This is a genomic window from Vibrio sp. FF266 (assembly GCF_041439695.1).
GTDB lineage: Bacteria > Pseudomonadota > Gammaproteobacteria > Enterobacterales > Vibrionaceae > Vibrio > Vibrio tasmaniensis_A.
On sequence record NZ_JBGOOO010000051.1, the window covers coordinates 1 to 20962 of the forward strand.

Sequence of the window (20962 nt, forward strand, 5' to 3'; positions counted from 1 at the left end):
TGTCATTGTTCACCTCGTTAGTGATTGTACTCACTTAACTCAGTGTCCAAAACTTTTGGTGCGGATCACACTTCCACCTCTGTTAACAAATCATCGCTCATTTTTGTGGTTGTTTGCTTTGCTGATTGATTAGTACCTAGAGAAGAAATATAAACCTTTTTATACCAATTCCTAGCGCCGTTTTCATCTTTGAAGTAGTAATGAACTTGCACATAGCTATTGGGGTTGGTTTGTTGTAAATCTTTTGTATCTGTGAACGATTTCTTTAGACCTGTTACGATATTTTGGGCCTTTAAGGCAAGGTCACTATCTTCAGATGCAATAAAGTCACCATAAATTTTAGCCTCAGAAATATTATATGTGCGAATTGTTTCTGTAAGAGCATGCTCTAACGCTTGGGCCTGTTTAGTTTGTTTTTCTATATCGCTCATTAGATCCTGACACGTATAGTTACTTTTACCATTACTGGTTTCTACTGTCGCCCATAAAGATGAAGTTAAAGGGGTGATAAAACGGTTTTTGAAATCGACCTGTTCTTTAAATTCAGGGGGTAAGACCATACGATAAGCATTTTTCACAGGCCCCAAATCTTCATCAATAGCGCCAACAGGAACATCTACTATCGTTGGAGCATAACCAAGGCATTTATCTTGGGTTTCATTTAGGTCAAACTCATAACTACCACCTTTTGTAGTTAAAGCTCTAGGTTCAGTGTTTGCGTTATACTTACCATCATTATTTATATCTAGAAAAACGGTAGCGCCAACAATATAACCATCGATTACTTTTCCAGTAGCTTTTTTGTGAATTGTCGGATTACTCCCACCATCACCGCCGCCACCACAAGCTGATAAGGCCAGAACGCACAAAATTGGTATCATCATTTTCATTTTCATTTAAATGGATCTCTATTATTTGTTGAGATTTAAAAATATTAAAATAGTAATACTCTTAAATTAGTTAACGAATTCGATTTTGTTTAATGTCATTTACAGCCCTTCACATATTATTATCCATACATATATCAACCTGTTTTCACATTGCTAATTAACCTTCTTGGTTTGGAAAAGTGAAAGCCTTGGAATAAGATGTTAGATTTTTTTGGAAGTAGTCGTAGATGTTGAGGATTTTCAACGCCTTCGACAATCAAGGTTACATCAATACGCTCAGATAGCTTAACCATAAACTTAAGTGTCTCATTGGCCACAATATCTTCCTGACATTTTTGTAGTAACGACTTATCTAGCTTAATAAAATCAAAATATTTTTCTGATAAAAGGTTAAAATTGGAGTAACCACATCCAAAATCATCAATAGCAAATCGAAAACCTGCCCCTTTAAGAGCAATTATATTTTCTTTAGCATAACTATGTAAAAGACCCTCACTATATTCAACTGTTTCAAATACTATCTTACTTCTTAACTCTGGAACTAATTTGGTTAATTCCATTACATCATCATAAAAGTCAACGATACTTAAATCTGCATGACTAATGTTAACACTGATATTAGGAAGTGTATCTTGAGTGTTTTTTGCGTATTCAATTATTTTTTTAAAAATTATAATGGTTAATGAGTAATGTAGGTGCGGCTCCGTTGCCAATAATGGCATAAATACACCAGGACCTCCGAACTCTGTGCGTTTCCACCTAAGCAATATTTCCCAAAGGTACTCTTTAGAAGTATTCATACTATAAACGACGGGTTGATAAAAAAGCTCGAACTGAGTCCCTCCCTTTTTTATATCGTGATGTAAAGCTTGGATTACCGAACGGGTTCTAACGTTTTTTTCATAGTCATTAATGTTATATATGTAGGCACCATCAATAGATTGAAGTGACTTTTTAACACTGTAAGCCATTCTTCTAAACAACTGATTTTTATCTTGGGGTTTATCAAAATTAGATAGGATCATGCTAGCAAGAGAATAATCAAAAGTTAGGGTTTTATCGCCTACTTTCTTTTCATGAGGCAAAGAGAATTGAATTTTTTGTTGCTGCTCAAGGATTTTTTTTTCTTCCCAGGGAGTATCGCTTTCAAATACAAGAACAATGTATTTGTCTTCAAACAAACCGATAACCCTTGGTGAAAGTGTCTCACTTAGGTAGTGATGTAATTCTGTTTTAACTATTCGACTAGTTTTTGAATCGAAAAACTTATAGAAATCTGCAGATCTCCCAACACAGATTACATGCATGATCTTGTAGGTACTTCTGTTTGTTCTTAATAATTTTTCTTGAATATAGTTGATGTTAGGTAAATCTGTTTCTTCACAGAAAAAACGTTTGAGCCTTTGTTTATTTTGTTCTCGTTCAAGTCTTTGCTGAACAAAAGATAGCTTTTTTTTACCTTCCGACGACTTCATATGAAATGATGTGCATATTATTAGTAATGTAATAAAAAACAGACAAAGTAAATTAACAGTAGACAACACGGCACCCCGAATAAAGTGATATGCATCGCATTTTGCGATGCAACAGAATGATTGTATTCTTACTTATGAGATTCACACAAATAAAAACAAATCTGACCACTTAATAGTCATCTACTTGAATTGAGTGTAATTGTGCAAATTTATAAATATCATGCACGAAAACACCACTAACCGCATATTGTACATCCCGTAATATCCCGACAACTTCATAACATAATAGCCACCAAATTACGCCACAGTGCCATTTCAGGGGGGTAATGATAGCATCGCTTTTTTTAGTATTTATTTACGCTATAAAAAACTGACAGTGATCGCGATATTTAATGGGGAGGGATTGAAATCAGCAACTTTATCTGGGTTACATCACTGCATACCCTTGATGAAACCAATCTGTTTGGAAGTGAAACAAACCATAAATTTAATCAAATGCACGCTAGAGGGTAAGTTAAGTCCTAACGCAAACACCTAATCCTAACCTCAACTATCTGAATAGATGGGAAATCTCAATTGAAAGGAGAACAGGACATTTTGATGGATAAAACTAAATAAAAGAGGGAGTCGTTCTGTATAATTAACTGAACAATAATTGATGATGGGGAAACTAACGAAGAGTCATAGTTCATAGCGACGTAAAGTCGTCAACAGCTAACGTTGTTGTAGGTATTAGCAGAATCATCCAGTACGAATCAGCACTGAGGTAGTAAAGCTACATAAAGGCTGGTCAAGGCAATCTGCAATGAATAGTTTAGTGTAATTACACTAAGCTACTGTCGAATGGGTAGTCGCTGGATATATTTGGCCAGTATTACTGTGAGTTTGCCAAATCATCGGTAGAAGATAACGCAATTAAGGTTACTATGTTTATCTCGGTACCTCTGATTATTTTAGCTTTCACAACAATTCGGCTATCAGTATCCTGCAGTAAGTTATCTCAATGGCCTGTACGCTTTCAAGTCAATAAAACAACCCAACCAACACGACTGACAACAGTACGCCGCCGATAAAACTCGGGCCGTGGAATGGTCTAGCTTTAGATTTAACGTACTCTTTCTGAAGTTCTTCTTGGTAAGTTTTAACGGCGAGTTCTTTTACGTAGTTATTTTGCATAATAAGCTCCTTCTTATTGGGTAAGAGAAGCTTAAGACTTGAAGTTAGGTTGAGGTAAAGAAAAATTTTACATTAATTGATTACTTCGGGATTGTTACTCTAAAATGACTCTGAACACATCATTGTTCACACCGCCAACATCCACTAACTCTCCCGGCTTCATAAGAAGTAAGGTGTTTAATTGGCGCTTTGAACGTGGTGCTCTATTTTCTCTGATCACTAAGATATCAACTAAGTAACCTGAGTTTTGTTTTGATAGTGAGCCCGAGAAAGTAACACTCTCTCTTCTATTGGCTAGAACCGAATTAAATGTTTTATCTTCTAACACACCCGCCGAGATCGACGTCTCACCATAAAAAAGCGTGATAGTTGTCGGATCAGGTGTTAGCTCTTGATTAGATGAACACCCCACTATCGCTAGGCACAACAATAAAATAACTCGAAATTGCATACACTTAATTTTCTTTCTCACATTCTAATTCTATTTTCGGTTCTTGGTACATCGCTTCTATGAACCCCAACTTAATTACCCAGAATCAAGTTTAAGCTTCTTCAATCTGGAACTGAATAGATACCTTCAAAATACTCGATACGCTCTAAAATCATTCTTAGCTTACACTCTTCGATTTGAACCCCGGCCCAAACGGAAGGCGTATACGCTTGACCTATAAATTCACAATCTGCGTCTCTGTATTTCAACCAAGCTTGTTGAGCTCTTCGGAAAGGTCCTTCTAGATCGATGTGAAACTCGATTTTTTGCAATTCGGCTTCTTCCTCGACTATTCGCATAATGGCTTCTTGATATGTTTTATTGAGATCGATGTTTGCTACTTTCATTTTCTCTTCGACACACAGATAACCTGCAGTAACCCCTCCACCTTCAACGTTACAAGGGTCTTCATCATCAACAGCGAAACAAGATGTAGTAACTAACGCCAGTACAATTAATGACTTTTTCAAAAGCATCTCCAATACAGTTCAAAATCTTCGATATCTACTCGACAAGCAGTAGTTCGAATCACCAGTATTGATCATTTCTTCGGGCTCAGGCTAGCTAAACGTTTAACTAACTATTTTTAACGGTATGAGAGTGTTCGGCACAAGCCGACAATTTAAAGAAGGAGCAGATCAGATCATCACCGACAATCTGACCGCTTAGTTTGAAGTGGGTTTAATTATGTTTAAGCAATAACATCTTGTGGTGGTGTACCTTCGCAATTGGAAACGACTGCATCAATTTGAATTAGAGCATTCATAGGAACCTCTGAAACCCCAACCACCGTTCTTGCCGGTAATTCAGCATTAAAGAATGTTGTGTAGACCTCGTTCACTGTATCAATGTCTGAAACATTTTTAAGCTGAATATTAATTTTCACAGTATCGTCCATACAATGATCAACACTTTCAATGATCGCCTTAATATTTTGTAAACATTGTTCCGCTTGCTCTTTTACACCACCAGCAACCATTTCATTTGTTTTCGGGTCTAAAGGTAATTGGCCTGAAATATGATTGTAGTGAGAGAAAGCAACGGTGTGCGAATAAGGCATGAATGGTGCAGCAACAGTATTATTAGCTTCAATAACCAGTAAGCGAGTGTCTTCTGGTAATTGCGGCGGTGTACCGTCACCATGTGAAACGGATGTATCAATTTGAATTAAAGCGCCCATTGGTAGTTCAGCAGCATTAACAACGGTACGAGCAGGAACGTAGCTTGGGAAGAATTTAGCACATACTTCATTTACCACTTCCGCATCTGCGATATTTTTCACGTAGATAGTCGTTTTAACCACATCATTCATGACATGACCGATACTCTCTAGAATCGTTTTAATGTTTGCTAAACATTGTGTCGTTTGCTCTGTGATACCACCTGAAACCAACTCACCTGTATTTACATCGATAGGCAATTGAGCTGAAAGGTTGTTGTAGTGAGAAAAAGCCGCTGTCTGCGTCGATACAGCACTTTGAGGCGCATTATCTGTTTTTCTTGAGACCTTAACTAGTGCGCAAGGTGCTTGTGGTTTAGTACCTTCGCCGTTTGAAATAAGAGCATCCATTTGAACTAAAGCGTCACTGTTCGGTAGCGCAGCTACACCCACGACTGTACGTGTCGGCAGGCTGTTGTTGAAGAAGCTTGCGTAAACCTCATCAATAGTATCGATATCAGAAATATTCTTAACGAAAATATTGATCTTTACGACATCATCCATAACATGGTCAATGCTTTCAACAATAGATTTAATATTACTCAAGCATTGTGCTGCTTGGTCTTTAATATCTCCAATAACTATTTCACCTGTTTTAGGGTCAACAGGCAGTTGAGCAGAAAAGTTATTATAATGAGAAAAAGCGACCGTTTGTGTAGATACAGAATTAATTGGTGCATTTTCAGTATTTCTTGAAATTTTAATGATATCGCTACTCATCGGAATTATCCTTTTAATAATATCGGAATACGTATTTATATTTAACAATCGTATTGGAAAGAATGATTAAAGTAGCGCCATGTTAAGTGAATTATTTTAGGGTAAACGTGATATACATCAGACTCTCAGTTGACTATAAATCAGCAAGTTACAGGATAATTAGTCATCAAGCGACTAATTATCCGTCACATTAGGCTTTATCAACTGCTAAATTCTCTTTAATTTTAAGTCTATTCAATAATCCTGAATACTCTCTCAGGTAATTGAAAGGATAATTACCAAAATTTAGATGATATTTGATAGGTTGTTCACACTAAAACTCCGTTACTAGCTAGGTTAGTAACTTTATCCCTTATACCCGTGCATAAACTCTTAGGCTATTTAATTAATTATTTTCGAGAGCTTATTTTATATAAGTACGTTAATAATATATTCGAGAATCAAATACCTACAATCTGACAATGCCTATGATTAGATACATTTACTCATATAATTCAACAAATATGAGACTCAGGGGGGATGACATGAGAAGTATTGTGTTCAGCCAAGACATGGGACTTTCAGGAATCACGATGGCATCAACGAAGAGCAATCGACACCATAGCTTTTGGCACCATAGCTCTCAACACCATAGCTCTCAACAGATAGTTTCGTTGAAAGAAGATCTAAACCGCTCTTGGAGTGGTATTGAAGTGGCGCTTAAATTCGCGACTGAATTGGGATGGGCTCGAGTAGCCGACTCGGCGAGCAGCATCGCTGATGCGAAGGCCTTCTAGCTGAATCAGTTCTTTGGCTTTGTTGAGTCTTACCTTCTTCAAATATTGAAGAGGGGATTCAAAGGTGACATTACGGAATGCATTGTGGAAGGCAGACACGCTCATGTTGGCTTCGTCGGCAAGCGATTGAACAGTGATGGTTTGGTCGTACTCTTCATGCACTTTAGACAGCGCTTTGGCGACACGTGCATAATGGCCGTCATGATGAGCTAAATCAAACAGCACACGCCCTTCTGAACCGGTTAGGGCGCGGTAGACAATTTCGCTGACCATGGCATCGCCCAATATATTGGCTTCAATGTCACAATGTAGAGTTTTGACCAATCGAGTAAAGCTCTCCAGCATTTGCTCTTCCATTGGCGTCGATTCTAAGCCGCTCGAATTCTGCTTGTGCTTGTTGCAGTAGCTCTCTAGAAAGCCTTGGTCTTCCAGCTTTTTGACTAAGCTGTGCAAGCGCTGAGAATCGATGCTTATCGACAAACCAAGCAATGGTTCGCCATTTACAGGTAAGGCTTCACACTCCAATGGCATTGGCACGCCTACCACAAGATAATCACCAGCAGCGTAAGTAACGGGTCTATCGCCAATATAGATGTTCTTTTTGCCCTGCCCGAGCATGATAATACCCGACTGGTAAGTGAATGGCTGACGTTGATTCCCGCCACTGCTTCTATACAACCACACACCGCCAATTTCAGTTTCTCTGATCCCTTCGAGATCATCCCAACCTTTGTGTTCTACATAAGACTGTAACAACTGCGCGAGTGTTTTCATAAGTGGCGACTTTCCATTCCAAGTGCTAAGAGTAAGTAAGCTAAAGCAGAGAAAGAATATCAATTTTGTAGAAATAGGCAATTTATTTGGAGGATCAGCTCTTCATCACCCTAGATTACTGTACTAATATGCAAATATAGAAATTGAGCAATCAAATAAAATAACAAATTGAGCTTTACACAAGGAATCTCTAATGCAATTCACTTACGTTAACCCTACAGTTATCCACTTCGGCCAAGGCCAAATCAACGCTATCAGCCAAGCGGTTGATACTTCGAAGAAAGTACTAGTCATCTACGGTGGCGGTTCAATCAAAAGCAACGGTGTTTACGACCAAGTTGTCGCTTCTCTCAAGGATCACGCTTGGATTGAGTTCGCTGGTGTTGAAGCTAACCCAACGAAAGAGACGCTAGATAAAGCCGTCGCTCTTGTTAAAGAAGAAAACGTAGAATTCATTATCGCCGTTGGCGGTGGTTCAGTAATCGACGGTTCTAAATACGTTGCTGCAGCGGCTAAATACGACGGCGACGGTTGGGATATCCTAGCGGGCAAACACCAAGTTACTGAAGCAACTCCTATTGGTGCGGTACTGACACTTCCTGCGACAGGTTCTGAATCTAACATGGGTGCTGTAATCACTCGTAAAGAGACTCAAGAGAAACTGGCGTTCATGAACCCTGCAGTACAACCTAAGTTCGCGGTTATGGATCCAGATGTAATGAAGTCTCTACCTGAACGCCAACTGATCAACGGCTTAGTTGATGCGTGGGTTCACGTATGTGAGCAATACATCACAATGCCAACAGACGCGATGGTTCAAGACGGTTACGCAGAAACACTGCTTAAGAACCTACTTGTACTGGGTAAGCAATACGACGAGCGTGACAACGACGCTTGGCGTGCAAACCTAATGTGGACTGCAAACCAAGCGCTTAACGGCCTGATTGGTACTGGCGTTCCTCAAGATTGGGCAACACACATGATTGGCCATGAGTTCACAGCACTATGGCACGTAGACCACGCACGTTCTCTTGCGATTGTTCAACCTTCACTACTTCGTAATCAAATCGAAGCGAAGCGTGGCAAGCTAGAGCAAATGGGTCGCAACGTATTTGGCCTAGAAGCGGGTGCTGATTTAGCCGAGCGTACAATCGCGGCAATCGAAGCCTTCTACCACAGCCTAGACGTTCCAACCGTGTTCGACGGTTACGAAGCAACGAAAGCGGCAGCAATCGACAACGTTGTTGCTCAACTTGAATCACACGGTTACCTGCAACTTGGCGAAAACCAAGCAATCACGCCAGAGAAAACGCGTGAGATTTTAGAGTCTGCTATTCACTAAGAATTGCTAAAGTAGAGAGAAAGCAAAGGCAATGGTCACACAAAGATGATTTTTTACATCTGACTGAACCCATTACTTATTTCTTTCGTACAAACAAAGCAGCGTTCATTTTGGGCGCTGCTTTTTAATTTGCCCTACAAGATGCTATTAAATTCTCATAAGTCCTTAATTTTATGTGCATTCAGATTTCTATATTGGTAAGGTAAACCTGTCTCTTTACTAGGTATGAACAACGATTTGAACAATCTCAAGGAAATGGTTAAGTTTAAGTCACTTAACAAGTGGTATGGTGATTTTCATGCCCTAAAGGATATCGATTTAAATATCGAACAAGGAGAGATAGTGGTGATTTGCGGGCCATCAGGTTCGGGTAAATCAACCTTAATCCGTTGTATCAATCAGCTAGAACCTTTCGAAAGTGGCGAGCTTTGCGTGTTAGAACAAGTACTTCCGAGTAAATTTAACACACCTGGCCAAGTCGGAATGGTGTTTCAGCATTTTCATTTATTCCCCCATCTTACCGTGCTTGAAAACCTAACTCTGTCGCCGATTCGTACGCTGAAAAAAAGCAAACGAGAAGCTGAGAAGATTGCAATGCACTATCTCGAGCGCGTACACATCGCTGAACAAGCCAACAAATACCCAGTGCAACTTTCTGGCGGTCAACAACAACGTGTAGCTATCGCCCGTTCGCTGTGCATGAAGCCTGAATTACTGCTTTTTGATGAACCGACTTCAGCGCTTGATCCGGAGATGATTAACGAAGTGCTCGACGTGATGGTTGAACTGGCGAGCGAAGGTATCACCATGGTGTGCGTGACCCACGAAATGGGCTTTGCGAAACAAGTGGCCGACCGCGTTATCTTCATGGATGAAGGACAAATTGTGGAATCGAATACGCCACAAGCGCTCTTTGAAAACCCTCAACATGAACGTACTCAAGCGTTCCTAAATCAGATCCTGACTTATTAATGTTGATTCGAATTATTAAACCCGCCCTATCTGCTTTAGTACAGATTGTTGTACTGGTGGCTGCTGTTGTTTGGATTCTCGACTCTGGCGCACAAACCATGGGATACAGCTGGCAATGGGAGCGCGTGCCGGACTATATTGCTTTCTATGAAGATGGTGAATGGTGGCCAGCAGAATTAGTTGAAGGGCTACTGGTTACCATCAATATCTCTTTGATTTCTTTGGTCGCTACGTTGATCATTGGTTTAACGACAGCGCTATTGAGAAACTCAAATTCTGTGGTTGGACGCACCTTAGCCACCAGCTATGTTGAGTTGATTCGTAACACGCCGTTATTAGTACAAATTTATTTGCTCTATTTTGTATTTGGCCCCGTATTAGGGCTCGATCGCTTTAGCACTGCCGTTTTAGCCTTGGCACTTTTCCAAGGCGCTTATACCGCCGAGATATTTCGTGCCGGTTTAAATGGTATTGCGAGAGGACAATTTGAAGCAGCTCAATCCTTGGGCTTATCAAAGACCTATACTTACTGGGATGTGATTCTTCCTCAGGTGGTGCAACGCACCTTGCCACCTTTGACCAATGAAGTGATCTCTCTTATTAAAAACTCTTCAATTGTGAGTGTCATGGCTATTTTTGACCTGACGACTGAAGCCAGAAACATTGTTTCTGAAACCGCGATGCCATTCGAGATTTGGTTCTCTGTGGCGATCATTTATCTTGCTCTTACACTTTCACTTTCTGCCGTTGCTGCTTGGCTTGAGCATAAGCTCGGGGCTAACTGGCGAACACAATAAGGATTTATCAGCATGAAGCTATTTAAAACCGCGATTACAGCCCTACTTGCGCTTGCCGTAAGTTTGCCTGCACTTGCTTCTGAAACGCCTAACCTCGATAAAATCAACGAACGTGGCTCACTGCGCGTTGGTATGTCGACATTTGTTCCTTGGGCGATGCGTAACAAACAAGGCGATCTCGTTGGCTTTGAAATCGACGTGGCGAAACGCCTTGCCGAAGATTCTGGTTGGAAAGTCGAATTTGTACCTACGGCATGGGACGGTATTATCCCTTCTCTATTATCGAAAAAATTTGATGTAATCATCGGCGGTATGTCTATCACTGAAGCTCGTGCCAAAAGCGTATTGTTCACTGAACCTTACTCGCACTCTGGCGTTCAACTGGCGGCTAACAAAGAGCTAGCGGAAGGTTTTACTCAGATCTCTGATTTTGATTCTCGCCGCGTAAAAATTGCAGCACGTCGTGGAGCATTCACGGTTCAAGTCGCTCGTGAAACCTTCCCTAAAGCGAAAGTTCTACAGTTCGATGACGATGCTCAAGCATTCCAAGAAGTATTGAACGGCAACGCACACGCGGTTATCGCGTCTAGCCCGAAACCAGAACACGAAACGATCAAAAACGCAGACACGCTATTTATTCCATTTGAAGAGCGTCTATCAAAAGGTAACGAAGCATTTGCAGTTCGCCTAGGTGAAACTGACAAGGCAGAATTCTTCAACGAATGGATCAAAGCACGTACTGAAGATGGTTGGTTGAAAGAGCGTTACGAGTACTGGTTCTCTACTCTAGATTGGCAAGACCAGATTGCTCAAGGTCAGTAATCAGAACTTTTGCTAGTGAATCGAGGCAGTGCGTTGTCTGCACTGCCTCGATTCGGCAACTTGATTCGCTTTAATGATGATCTAAAACTCAACAAAACAGCCTACTAATTATTATTGTTTAAACAGGAATGACGTGAGTAGTACTAGCGCATTAACAACACCTAAGCCCAACGTTTATATGAAGCCTTGGTATCAACGCCTTAACCTTTTGGATGGCGTGTTACTCGCTGTCATTTGTGTGTTTTCAGGCTGGCTTTATTATCGTTCTGCTGTTGGTATCAACTACCAGTGGCGCTGGGAAGATGCGTTTACCCTAATTTTCATTCCACCTTCTCAAGGCAGTATTCCCTACTTCTTCCAAGGCTTGATCGCTACACTGCGCTTGAGTGTCTGGAGTATGGTGTTAGCACTCTCTTTTGGCACATTGTTAGGTGTAGCAAGACACTCAAAGATCGCTTTCTTCAAAACACCGGCACTGATTTTTATCCAGTTGGTTCGAAATATTCCGCCACTGGTGTTTGTCTTCATATTCTATTTCTTCGTTTCTAACCAACTGATTCCATTACTTGGTTTAGAAAGTATCTTACGTGAACACAATGGCGAGATTAACGCTGTTCAAGCCTTTCTGTTTGGTCCTACTAACCTTTGGGAAAACTTAGCGTCTGGTGTTATCTGTATTGGTTTGCTCTCTTCGGCTTACATTGCGGAAGTGATTCGAGCGGGTTTAGAAGGTATTCCTAAAGGCCAATGGGAAGCGGCCGATTCGCTTGGCTTGTCTGCATTGTCTAAGTATCGATTTGTGGTTGGCCCACAAGTATTAACTGCCATCACCCCACCATTGGCAGGCCAAGCAATCTCCTTGGTTAAAGACACGTCGATTGTGTCTCTGATTTCGATCCAAGAGATGACGTTTGTTGGTACTGAGATGGCAAACTCATCGGGGTTGATCTTCGAGATCTGGCTGATTGTAGGCTTCGTATATTTTGCTTTATGCTTTGCGCTTTCGCGTCTGTTCAAAGTGATTGAACAACGTTCTAGTGCTTACCTTAACCATCAGTAACGTCATTAATTAATAGTACCGACTCGCCCGACCATTCCTTTCCCTTATCAAGTTCACCTGATTGGTTTAAGCTATTGACCAATCGGGATTTATCCCTTCATATTTCTTCTTAGAAACACAGCGAAATACTCGTCTAATCACTATACTTGAAGTATCGAACTACGTTGATTCTTCTCAAGGGCATCACTCAGCATGGACAATCATAAAGAAAGAGCTTTTTACGCCGTTGTCGGCGCATTGGTTGGAGACGCCGCTTCCATGGGGTTGCACTGGCTGTATGACCAAGAGAGGATCTTACACGTGGCTGGTTTCGAGCCAGAATTTCGCTCACCGAATCAGTTCGATTATCAAGACAAAGGCTACTTTGCGCACCAAGGAAAAACGTCCGGTGAGCACTCGCAATACGGTGCTCAGTTATTGGCGATGGTCGATAGTTTAGTCGACAACCAAAAATACGATGAAGCGAGCTATATTCAACATTTCCGCAAATGGTTTGATTTCGGTGGTAGTTGGCAAGGCTACATTGATAAAGCGACGCGCATGAGCTTGCTGAACATCCATCAATTAGAACTAGAGGGCGCCCCGATTACTGCCTGTGGCGCAGACGATACGCAGCTCCCCGCAGTTTCAAAGATCATTCCATTAGTAGCCTGTACTTATACCTCTCACACCTTACCAGCGATGGTAGAGAGCGCGGTACGAGTGACCAACAACAACGACAAAGCCGTGGAATGGGCGCAAACCATCACCCTGTTGATTCAAGCAGCGATTCAAGGCAACTCACCATTACAGTCCGTAGAAATGGTGCGACAAACTTGCAGCAGATTTATACATGATCAAATCGATGAAGCATTGGCTGAACCTGAGCTTTCAATAACAGATGCCGCGAAGAAGTTTGGATTGCATTGTGAACTGAGTGCCGCATTTCCCTTGCTGATACGCATCATTGCGGGTGCTCAGAGTTATCAACAAGGCATTCGCGACAATATCTTGTGTGGTGGTGACAGCTGCGGTCGTGCGATTGTGATTGGTGCGGTATTAGCGGCGTGTTTCTATGAAGAAGACGGAGCGATTCCAACAGAATGGCTAAACCAAGTCGAACTCAATGGGGGTGTTTTGTCTTTGCCGATTGAGTGATTCCCACAATAACAAATAAGGCGAAAGCGCCTCTCGATTCCTTGCTCGAGAGGCGCTTTTCTTTTCACTAGAATGACTTAAACGGATAACTTCAATTTCGAGCAATACCCCTTCCGGATCTCTACGACCGCCAGTTTATTGCGCTAACCAAACCTAAACGCTAAAGCCTTCTCTAGAACTGATAAGCAGCAGAAAGCTTGTAGTTACGGCCTGGTTCATAGTCATCCAAGGTAAAGCCTCTTGCCGTACCTGAACGAGAAGCGTGTGAGGTGTATTGCTCATCAAACACGTTATCGATACCAAAGGTAACAGACAATCCATCAAGATTCGATGGCACCCACTGAGCAAACAGGTTATGAACGTCATAGCCTTCTTTGATCGGCTGACCATCGAATACGTTGTCTTCGTCTTTAACAAACATCGAATTCCAACCAAAGATAGTCTCAAGCGCTTCAGACTGATAATCGAGTGTCAGCGTAATGCTGTCACCCATATCAATACTTCGACCATTGCCACCTGCGACTGCACCGCCTGTGTCTTTATTTTTAGTCTCTGAAAGCGCATAAGACAGCTTACTGTTAAACCTCTCGTAGCCATAAGATAAGCTCGCCTCGAAGCCCTTTATCTCAACGTCACCTAGGTTATAAATCAAATAACTCTTACTTGCACGTTGATACTTTTCGGCAATATAGTCATCAATATTAGTTTGGAATACTGTCAGGTTGGCACCAATAAAGTGATTATCCAAGCGTTTATCGAAACGGACACCACCTTGCGTGTTCTGCCCTGTCTCAGCCTTCAGATCGTTAGCCAAATAAGCGACATCTTGGTAAGCAATAAAGCTCTCCATCAACTCCGGGCCTTTGAACAACGAACGTGTACTCGCGAACAGCGTCCAATCTTGAGTAACATCCCATTGAGTGGCCAACGACCAAGTTACATCGTCAAAATCTTCGCTACCAACTTCTGCTTTACGTTGGTAATCATCAAAACGAAGCCCTGCCGTGACCGAGAATGCTTGAGTAAAGTAGAACTGATCTTCAACAAAAAGGGCTGTAGAGATTGCTGACTCGTCCATAAACTTGCTGCTGCCGTAATAGCTGCTCGATGACTTGTCCATATAGTCAAAGCCATAAGTCGCGATGTTATCAAACGACATCAGGCGATAATCGGATTGGAACTTTGCGTTGAGACCAAAGTTTTGGTTTTTAGCCGTGTTTTTGGATAAGCGATTAGAAGGCCAACGTGGTGCCATAACACTTTCATCTCGCTGAATCTCAGTTTCCGTGTTGTATAGAGTCACGTTACCTTGATGACTTTCACCACGCAGCTCATAGCTGGCCGTGATGGTGTCACGGTTGTAATCGGTGGGAATGAGGATGTTTTTAGACAAACCCACGTTCGTACCACCGGACATATCAGGGCGTGGACTGTAATCACCGTTATCACGGTACATATCATAAGAGAGTTCAAAACGGTGTAAGTCACTTGGCTCAAAACCAATCTTACCTAGAATATTGTATACATCCCCTTCTGAGCCAAAGGTTTCAGTACCATCACCATCTTCAAAATTGTCACGGCTCATGTAATGACTGTAAAGCATGGCATCGACGTTATCTGACAACAAACCATACACAGTAAGTGAACCTTGCTGGCTTGCATTCGTGGCATACCCGCCATAAACACGAGCGCCAAAAGTCTCGTCGTAGCGAAGTAGATCTTTGGCATCTTTGGTTTCAAACAGCACTGAACCGCCTAACCCATTTTGCGTCACCGAGTTGTTACCTACTTGGATATCCGCTGATTTCAATATGTCAGGGTTAAGAGTCAAATTACCAATATGATGGAACATGTTGGCGTGCTGAGAAGCGCCATCTAATCGAATGTCTAAGTCAGTTTCGCTTAGGCCGCGAATCGTAATTCGCTGGTTGATCGAGTGCGTTCCCCCAACATCAACACCGGGGATTTCGCGCAGCAAATCTGACATATGGTCAGCTTGCTTCAGTGACATGTCATCTGCAATGATCGATTCAGTGTTGCTTGAGACTTTCGTTCCCCAAACCACAACTTCATCGAAGTGCGATGTACTTTCTTCGGCCATAACAGAGCTACTAAACGTGCTGGCAATTGCGATATAGAGGGCTGAAAGCTTAATTGTTGATCTGACTGGGCTTTCCATAGATTCAATCCTAGATGTAAATGATAATAATTATCAATCATGATAGGATTGTAACCTATAAATGCACAGATGATTTGCTTATGCAAAAACGCACAGCTGTTATGAGGAACGGTCAAATGAGTGAAGTAACGTCTAAACGGGCTAAAATTGGCAAAGTCACTCTGACTAAAAAGTTGGAGCAAACAGAAAAGCAGATTATTGTCACACAAGGTCAAACTACACAGACATCACTGGCTGAGGGGAAATTTCTTTCTTATCAATATAATGAACTAATATTTATCCACGGTGGCCGCTGTATTGAGCTCGTCGATACTAAGATCATCTCTACCGCTCACGCTTCAGTTCTGATCACCATTCTTTTGGAAGGTAAGCTGTCATTTGGTTACGATGATCTCGAATTTGATCTCGATGCCACTCATCAACCTCAAGGTGTGGTGGTCAACCTCACTAAACCCGCCAATTTCCGTCGAGTGATGACAGCAAGCAATAAACTCAATAAGATTAACATCTTAGTCAAACCAAAATGGTTCGAATCTCGAGTAACCGAAGAGTGTAAATGCCGAAACTTCATCAATACACATAATGCCAACTTCCAATTAGAAGTGACGGAAGAAATCTGGAAGCTGACACAAGAATTGACGACTTGCTCTTCACCCCATAACTTCCATCAGAAGTTGCATATAGAATCCTTAACTCAACAGATCCTTGAGAATTCGATGCATCAACTACCACAAACTTGCTGTCTGGCTCACCAAACTAAACCAAAAATAATAAAACCAGCGACACGTGTAACTAACATTGAACATCAAAGTTATGACGAACGAATTGAGGCTGTAATCTGCTTTATTGAAATTCATCTCGACCAAGAGCTGAGCCTAAAAATGCTTGCTGAGCATTTTTCGATGAGTGTATCTAATATTCAAAGGCGTTTTAAGCAGTCATACAACATGACAATCAACGGTTACATCCGTTTGAGACGATTACAGATCGCACGCCAGCATTTAGAACGAGGGTTGGTTTCAATCACCGAGGCCGCCTATGAAGCGGGTTATCAGCACCCTTCTAATTTCACCAACGCTTTTAAGAAAACCTTCGGTGTGCCGCCACAAGGTATAGCGATTAAGACTTAGTTACATTGATATAAAACTATCCGTCTATAACTTTAAAAGGATAGATTTAACATCCGTTATGTTGGCCAGGTGATCGCCACATATAAACAAACTGGTCATTCTGCGAAGTAATTTCAAATCCAAACCTCAGATACAAATCTCCAACTCGATTACCTTGTAAATAGCATAGTTCGACGGGTTTATTGAGGCTGTCAGCCTTAGTTAAGCAATCAGCCTTAGTTAAGAAGTCTTTCAGTACTTGGCTACCAATTCCCTTTCCATGATACTCAGGCAGCAAGAAGAATCGGCAAAAATAGAAGTGATCGCCCTTGTCTTGCAACAACACACAACCAATCGCTTTACCTTGATATTCAATGATTTCAGGCCGTTCTTCTGCCCACTCTTCGGCGTGTATATCTCGCTGAATCTGCTCATCCCAGCCAAAAACTGCTTTGATTGGCTCAAATTCAGCCGCCTTTTTTAGCTCGAACAGAAATTCATAATCTGATGACTGAGCGGGTCTTGTCGAATACTTCAAAATATCTCCAACAATAATCAATGAACTATAGCCAATAAATAAAAAACGACAGCGGCTTCATTTCCAAAAAGCTCGCTCACGACAAGCAAGTGAGAATTGGAAGGTGCCATGTTTCAGTGTTCATTTAGGGTTTAGTTGATAGCGTAGAACTTCGTGCTTATCTTGCTCTGAGTAAAAGGTATTTAAGAACTGCCCACCACACTTCTCAATTACTTTTTGCGAAGCAATATTGCCCCTCTCACACGTAATAATAGCGCTTTCGGACAATACGTGCCGTTGAACCCAAGACAACATATGACTTGCGATACCCCGCCCTCTTGCTTGTGACAGGGTCTCATAGCCGATATGTCCTATGACATCGTGAATGTACGGACTGGTGCCATGACGAACTCTTATGACACCAAGGATTTGACCAGAGTCGATACAAAAATACGTAGAAGCAGGCGTCCAACCTTCTGGCAGTTCCTCACCTTTTGAATAAGCGACTCGCCTTTTTAAATACGCATCACTACTGTCAGAAATACCTGTATAAATATCTAACCCATCCTCAGAGCAAGCATTCACATAGCGATGAAAGGCTCTTGAGTGCGAAATATCAGCTTTGACCATGTCCATATAGTTTCGATTCCTAGTTACTGCTCTTTCGGGTTTAGCTATCAAGCCTAAGCTAAGTGCATGGTGTATTCTTGATGCCCTGTATGTTCATCAACTTGTTCACTCACAATAGAGAATCCTTGGGACAAGTAGAACTCAATCGTCGCTTGGTTCTCTTTATACACATTCAATGACAAGTTCGGGCATTCAAGCTTCGCGTGATGAATAAGCTGCTTACCAATACCACTGCCTTGATGTTCTGTACTGACAAAGATCGCCGCTAAGATCCCTTCATAAAGCGAATAAAAGCCACGAACCTCACCGTCGACTTGATATACGTAAGTTGCTGATGCCGGAATATATAGGTCGCGCATGTTAGCCACTTGCGACTCCCAAAACTCAGGAGCCACAAAGTCATGCGCCTTGATCGAGGCGGTTAACCAAATATCTAAAACGGCTTCAATATCAGCGGGGTTGTACTCTCTAATCATCTTAATTCTCAGGCAATTAATATTGTTTAATAGGCGAACCAGTATGCCAAGAAGCGACTTAAACCTATTGAAGATTTACGACAATGTCCCAGTCAGAATTATTGAACGGCAATGATAGATCAGTACCATTGGCCGCTACTGCTTCTTAACGTACTTCGCTGTAACGAGCATTTCACCACCACCATCAAGCTTGCAATCTAACTGATGATCTTTGCCTTCATTTATTCGTCTGATTACCGCTTTAGTGCCGATTTTCAGTACAGAAGAACTGCCTTTAATTTTTAGATCTTTAATGAAGGTAACTTTATCGCCACTTTCCAATACAACGCCATTTACGTCCTTAACACGCGCGGCTTCTCTTTCTAAACGCTCTTCTTCTGGGTTCCACTCATAGGCACACTCAGGGCAGATTAGGTTGTTTTGGTCTGGGTAGACATATTCAGATTGGCATTGCGGACAAGGAGGTAAAGACATACGTTAATACTTCATTTAAATAAAATTTGCGTCCATTTTAATGACTCTTGTTAGGCTTAGCGAGCACAAATCGAACCAATTTTCAGTAGCGTAATTTAACTTAGAAAAGAGCAGTACCTAAAACGAACAAACACAGCCGCTAAGCTGTGTTTGTTTAAGGGCTTGGGAGGCGGAACGGATTAACGTTCGACTTTTGGTGAGTAAATCGAGTAAGCGGTGATTTGCCCTGCCACAATTGCAGAGAACATGAACAACGCCGACAAACCAATACTCGGAATAGGTAAAATCGATTGTTCAAACACCGACTGGCTGGCACTCACTAATACTCGACTACCCGGAACCAAGATGATGATCCCCTGCACGATATAAATAGAGCCCGTGAGCTCCATCTTCTTGGCAATCCAAGTCCCGTACAAAGTAATAAGAACCGTCGTAACCCAAGTACCGACAACCCAACCACTGTCAAAACCTAGATAGAACGGCCCCCACATACCCAGAACTGCCACTGGCAAGCCAAGTAAGATGTCTTTAGGACGCGCATTGAACATCACACCAATCGACACCGAGATCAACACCAAACCAGATATGTGCATCCATGTCGGAACCGCATTCGTATAGTCAATGGAGACCGCTTGTCCCCATATCGCTTCACCAATGTTGAGCCCCATAATAATCCCGACAAACAGCTTTATCAGGGTTAATGCGCTCTGCCCTAACAAACTGGTACCAGAGACGAGATCATTAAACGCCAAACATTCTAGTGCGTTGGCTATGGATAACCCGGGGACAAACAAGACAATCGAAGCGATACATAACGCCCACACCGGGATCGGCAACCCTGTGCTTGCCAAAAATGCCACGAAGATACCCGTTAATAGTGCCGAGATGAATTCAACCGCAATAGCGCGACGTGAATGAAGAACTTGCTGACATACCCAAACCATCAGACCCAGTAATGCAGAAAAGCCAACCGCTTCTAACGTACTGCCAATTAGCATCAGATACGCTGGCGGAATACCCATATTGGCCAGTGCCGTCACAAGTTTAGAGTAACCGACAGGCTCTGGCACAGGCTCACTGCTCGGTTGGTTAATACGAATGATGGTATTGGCCAACAAACTCAAGTTAATCGAAGCAGGCTTTAGACGCTTAAGAATAACGGCGTTGTTATCGTCTGGAAATTGATAATTAATCGCGGTTGGCGTTGCTTGGATCATCACATCAACACCATGCTTTTTTGCATAGAATTGGGTGTATTTCTCTAGCTTGTAAGGAGCACAACCACTGCGATGAAGAGTGTCACCAATTTCAACAATTTTGTTAATTCGGAACTGAGAAGGCATGGGAATTTTAGGGGAGACAAAATGTGCGGCAAATGTACCAAACGATAGACGTAATGACGAGAGTTTTGCATGAATTATCAACTAAATTCGTTACTTTTTCCTTCGAACGCTTAGAGGAGCCTATAACTCCACCCGCTTCGTATTCGCTTGATGAATACTTTGGCAGACTGGCAAGTTAAAACAATGCATCCAGATTGTTATTATTGGGCATCAAAATACGAATGGAAATCAGTTTATGTTAACGGTCAAATTGCCTGTATTTATGTTGATTTTATGATGAGAAAACACCACTAAAATAGGTTTATAAATCCAACTGAATGGGTCTTAGAACGAGTGGAGGGTTCTTTGTTGTTTCTCGCCCTACGTTTAACGAGAGTTTAGTCACATTTTATTCACTCTAAAAGCGCCGAACATGATGGAAAAACTAGCGGAGTGGTGGTTATGCGAGCACTTAGAATAAAAATGAAAGAAAAAGGTTTCGTTTTCAGTTAGATGTGGCATTATCAAACTCGTTAAGACGATGTGCGTACATCGTATAATGGCTATTACCTCAGCCTTCCAAGCTGATGATGCGGGTTCGATTC

At 41.8% G+C, this 20962-nt stretch carries 20 protein-coding genes; 7 read left to right on the forward strand and 13 right to left on the reverse strand.

What is annotated here, in order from left to right; all coding sequences use genetic code 11:
* Positions 1 to 65: 65 nt before the first annotated feature.
* The 7 genes from ACED59_RS22185 to ACED59_RS22215 form a co-directional block, all read right to left on the reverse strand.
* On the reverse strand, positions 66 to 896 hold the full coding sequence (locus tag ACED59_RS22185) for a hypothetical protein (protein WP_371705131.1): 831 nt from the start codon (positions 894 to 896) through the stop codon (positions 66 to 68).
* A gap of 128 nt (positions 897 to 1024) precedes the next feature.
* Complete coding sequence (locus tag ACED59_RS22190; protein WP_371705130.1) at positions 1025 to 2365, reverse strand: EAL domain-containing protein; 1341 nt, start codon at positions 2363 to 2365, stop codon at positions 1025 to 1027.
* Positions 2366 to 3388: 1023 nt separating this feature from the next.
* Entirely contained in the window at positions 3389 to 3541 is a 153-nt protein-coding gene (locus tag ACED59_RS22195) for a hypothetical protein (RefSeq protein WP_017099010.1), read from the reverse strand.
* A gap of 94 nt (positions 3542 to 3635) precedes the next feature.
* On the reverse strand, positions 3636 to 3992 hold the full coding sequence (locus ACED59_RS22200) for a hypothetical protein (protein WP_017099011.1): 357 nt from the start codon (positions 3990 to 3992) through the stop codon (positions 3636 to 3638).
* 101 nt (positions 3993 to 4093) lie between these two features.
* Positions 4094 to 4507: a lysozyme inhibitor LprI family protein gene (locus tag ACED59_RS22205; protein WP_017099012.1), complete on the reverse strand. Its 414-nt coding sequence runs from the start codon at positions 4505 to 4507 to the stop codon at positions 4094 to 4096.
* Positions 4508 to 4722: 215 nt separating this feature from the next.
* The gene (locus tag ACED59_RS22210; protein WP_017099013.1) at positions 4723 to 5970 is read right to left on the reverse strand and encodes a RidA family protein; all 1248 of its coding nucleotides are present in this window, start codon (positions 5968 to 5970) and stop codon (positions 4723 to 4725) included.
* Between the two features lie 665 nt (positions 5971 to 6635).
* The gene (locus ACED59_RS22215; RefSeq protein ID WP_009845512.1) at positions 6636 to 7520 is read right to left on the reverse strand and encodes an AraC family transcriptional regulator; all 885 of its coding nucleotides are present in this window, start codon (positions 7518 to 7520) and stop codon (positions 6636 to 6638) included.
* A 193-nt stretch (positions 7521 to 7713) separates the two neighbouring features.
* On the opposite strand from ACED59_RS22215, the gene ACED59_RS22220 reads away from it, so the two are divergent.
* The 6 genes from ACED59_RS22220 (at position 7714) to ACED59_RS22245 (ending at position 13650) form a co-directional block, all read left to right on the forward strand.
* A complete protein-coding gene (locus ACED59_RS22220) occupies positions 7714 to 8862 on the forward strand; it encodes an iron-containing alcohol dehydrogenase (RefSeq protein WP_017099014.1) in 1149 nt (382 codons plus the stop codon).
* Between the two features lie 225 nt (positions 8863 to 9087).
* On the forward strand, positions 9088 to 9834 hold the full coding sequence (locus ACED59_RS22225; protein ID WP_017078274.1) for an amino acid ABC transporter ATP-binding protein: 747 nt from the start codon (positions 9088 to 9090) through the stop codon (positions 9832 to 9834).
* Entirely contained in the window at positions 9834 to 10631 is a 798-nt protein-coding gene (locus tag ACED59_RS22230; protein WP_009845515.1) for an amino acid ABC transporter permease, read from the forward strand. Before ACED59_RS22225 ends, ACED59_RS22230 begins: the two co-directional genes overlap by 1 nt.
* A 12-nt stretch (positions 10632 to 10643) precedes the next feature.
* Positions 10644 to 11453, forward strand: coding sequence for a transporter substrate-binding domain-containing protein (locus tag ACED59_RS22235; protein ID WP_012600468.1), 810 nt, complete (start codon positions 10644 to 10646; stop codon positions 11451 to 11453).
* Between the two features lie 133 nt (positions 11454 to 11586).
* Positions 11587 to 12513: an amino acid ABC transporter permease gene (locus ACED59_RS22240; RefSeq protein ID WP_017099015.1), complete on the forward strand. Its 927-nt coding sequence runs from the start codon at positions 11587 to 11589 to the stop codon at positions 12511 to 12513.
* Between the two features lie 192 nt (positions 12514 to 12705).
* Complete coding sequence (locus ACED59_RS22245; protein ID WP_017099016.1) at positions 12706 to 13650, forward strand: ADP-ribosylglycohydrolase family protein; 945 nt, start codon at positions 12706 to 12708, stop codon at positions 13648 to 13650.
* A gap of 172 nt (positions 13651 to 13822) precedes the next feature.
* On the opposite strand, the gene ACED59_RS22250 is transcribed toward ACED59_RS22245, so the two are convergent.
* The gene (locus tag ACED59_RS22250; protein WP_017099017.1) at positions 13823 to 15829 is read right to left on the reverse strand and encodes a TonB-dependent siderophore receptor; all 2007 of its coding nucleotides are present in this window, start codon (positions 15827 to 15829) and stop codon (positions 13823 to 13825) included.
* Positions 15830 to 15849: 20 nt separating this feature from the next.
* Between ACED59_RS22250 and ACED59_RS22255 the strand changes: the two genes are divergently transcribed.
* A complete protein-coding gene (locus ACED59_RS22255) occupies positions 15850 to 16959 on the forward strand; it encodes a helix-turn-helix transcriptional regulator (RefSeq protein WP_017099018.1) in 1110 nt (369 codons plus the stop codon).
* A gap of 46 nt (positions 16960 to 17005) precedes the next feature.
* On the opposite strand, the gene ACED59_RS22260 is transcribed toward ACED59_RS22255, so the two are convergent.
* From ACED59_RS22260 to ACED59_RS22280, 5 genes are all read right to left on the reverse strand, one after another.
* A complete protein-coding gene (locus ACED59_RS22260) occupies positions 17006 to 17476 on the reverse strand; it encodes a GNAT family N-acetyltransferase (protein ID WP_017099019.1) in 471 nt (156 codons plus the stop codon).
* A 120-nt stretch (positions 17477 to 17596) separates the two neighbouring features.
* Positions 17597 to 18091 (reverse strand): GNAT family N-acetyltransferase, encoded by a 495-nt coding sequence (locus ACED59_RS22265; protein ID WP_017099020.1) that lies wholly within the window; start codon positions 18089 to 18091, stop codon positions 17597 to 17599.
* A gap of 47 nt (positions 18092 to 18138) precedes the next feature.
* Positions 18139 to 18561, reverse strand: coding sequence for an N-acetyltransferase (locus tag ACED59_RS22270; protein WP_017099021.1), 423 nt, complete (start codon positions 18559 to 18561; stop codon positions 18139 to 18141).
* A gap of 135 nt (positions 18562 to 18696) precedes the next feature.
* Positions 18697 to 19035 (reverse strand): zinc ribbon domain-containing protein YjdM, encoded by a 339-nt coding sequence (locus tag ACED59_RS22275; protein WP_004731484.1) that lies wholly within the window; start codon positions 19033 to 19035, stop codon positions 18697 to 18699.
* Positions 19036 to 19214: 179 nt separating this feature from the next.
* Positions 19215 to 20378 (reverse strand): threonine/serine exporter family protein, encoded by a 1164-nt coding sequence (locus ACED59_RS22280; protein ID WP_009845522.1) that lies wholly within the window; start codon positions 20376 to 20378, stop codon positions 19215 to 19217.
* Positions 20379 to 20962 lie beyond the last annotated feature (584 nt).

Coding starts and splice junctions, on each gene's coding strand:
- ACED59_RS22220 (WP_017099014.1), top strand. CDS start 7,714: ATGCAATTCACTTACGTTAACCCTACAGTTATCCACTTCGGCCAAGGC.
- ACED59_RS22250 (WP_017099017.1), bottom strand. CDS start 15,829: ATGGAAAGCCCAGTCAGATCAACAATTAAGCTTTCAGCCCTCTATATC.
- ACED59_RS22205 (WP_017099012.1), bottom strand. CDS start 4,507: ATGCTTTTGAAAAAGTCATTAATTGTACTGGCGTTAGTTACTACATCT.
- ACED59_RS22215 (WP_009845512.1), bottom strand. CDS start 7,520: ATGAAAACACTCGCGCAGTTGTTACAGTCTTATGTAGAACACAAAGGT.
- ACED59_RS22185 (WP_371705131.1), bottom strand. CDS start 896: ATGAAAATGAAAATGATGATACCAATTTTGTGCGTTCTGGCCTTATCA.
- ACED59_RS22200 (WP_017099011.1), bottom strand. CDS start 3,992: ATGCAATTTCGAGTTATTTTATTGTTGTGCCTAGCGATAGTGGGGTGT.
- ACED59_RS22210 (WP_017099013.1), bottom strand. CDS start 5,970: ATGAGTAGCGATATCATTAAAATTTCAAGAAATACTGAAAATGCACCA.
- ACED59_RS22230 (WP_009845515.1), top strand. CDS start 9,834: ATGTTGATTCGAATTATTAAACCCGCCCTATCTGCTTTAGTACAGATT.
- ACED59_RS22190 (WP_371705130.1), bottom strand. CDS start 2,365: ATGAAGTCGTCGGAAGGTAAAAAAAAGCTATCTTTTGTTCAGCAAAGA.
- ACED59_RS22275 (WP_004731484.1), bottom strand. CDS start 19,035: ATGTCTTTACCTCCTTGTCCGCAATGCCAATCTGAATATGTCTACCCA.
- ACED59_RS22195 (WP_017099010.1), bottom strand. CDS start 3,541: ATGCAAAATAACTACGTAAAAGAACTCGCCGTTAAAACTTACCAAGAA.
- ACED59_RS22265 (WP_017099020.1), bottom strand. CDS start 18,091: ATGGACATGGTCAAAGCTGATATTTCGCACTCAAGAGCCTTTCATCGC.
- ACED59_RS22255 (WP_017099018.1), top strand. CDS start 15,850: ATGATAATAATTATCAATCATGATAGGATTGTAACCTATAAATGCACA.
- ACED59_RS22225 (WP_017078274.1), top strand. CDS start 9,088: ATGAACAACGATTTGAACAATCTCAAGGAAATGGTTAAGTTTAAGTCA.
- ACED59_RS22270 (WP_017099021.1), bottom strand. CDS start 18,561: ATGATTAGAGAGTACAACCCCGCTGATATTGAAGCCGTTTTAGATATT.
- ACED59_RS22280 (WP_009845522.1), bottom strand. CDS start 20,378: ATGCCTTCTCAGTTCCGAATTAACAAAATTGTTGAAATTGGTGACACT.
- ACED59_RS22235 (WP_012600468.1), top strand. CDS start 10,644: ATGAAGCTATTTAAAACCGCGATTACAGCCCTACTTGCGCTTGCCGTA.
- ACED59_RS22245 (WP_017099016.1), top strand. CDS start 12,706: ATGGACAATCATAAAGAAAGAGCTTTTTACGCCGTTGTCGGCGCATTG.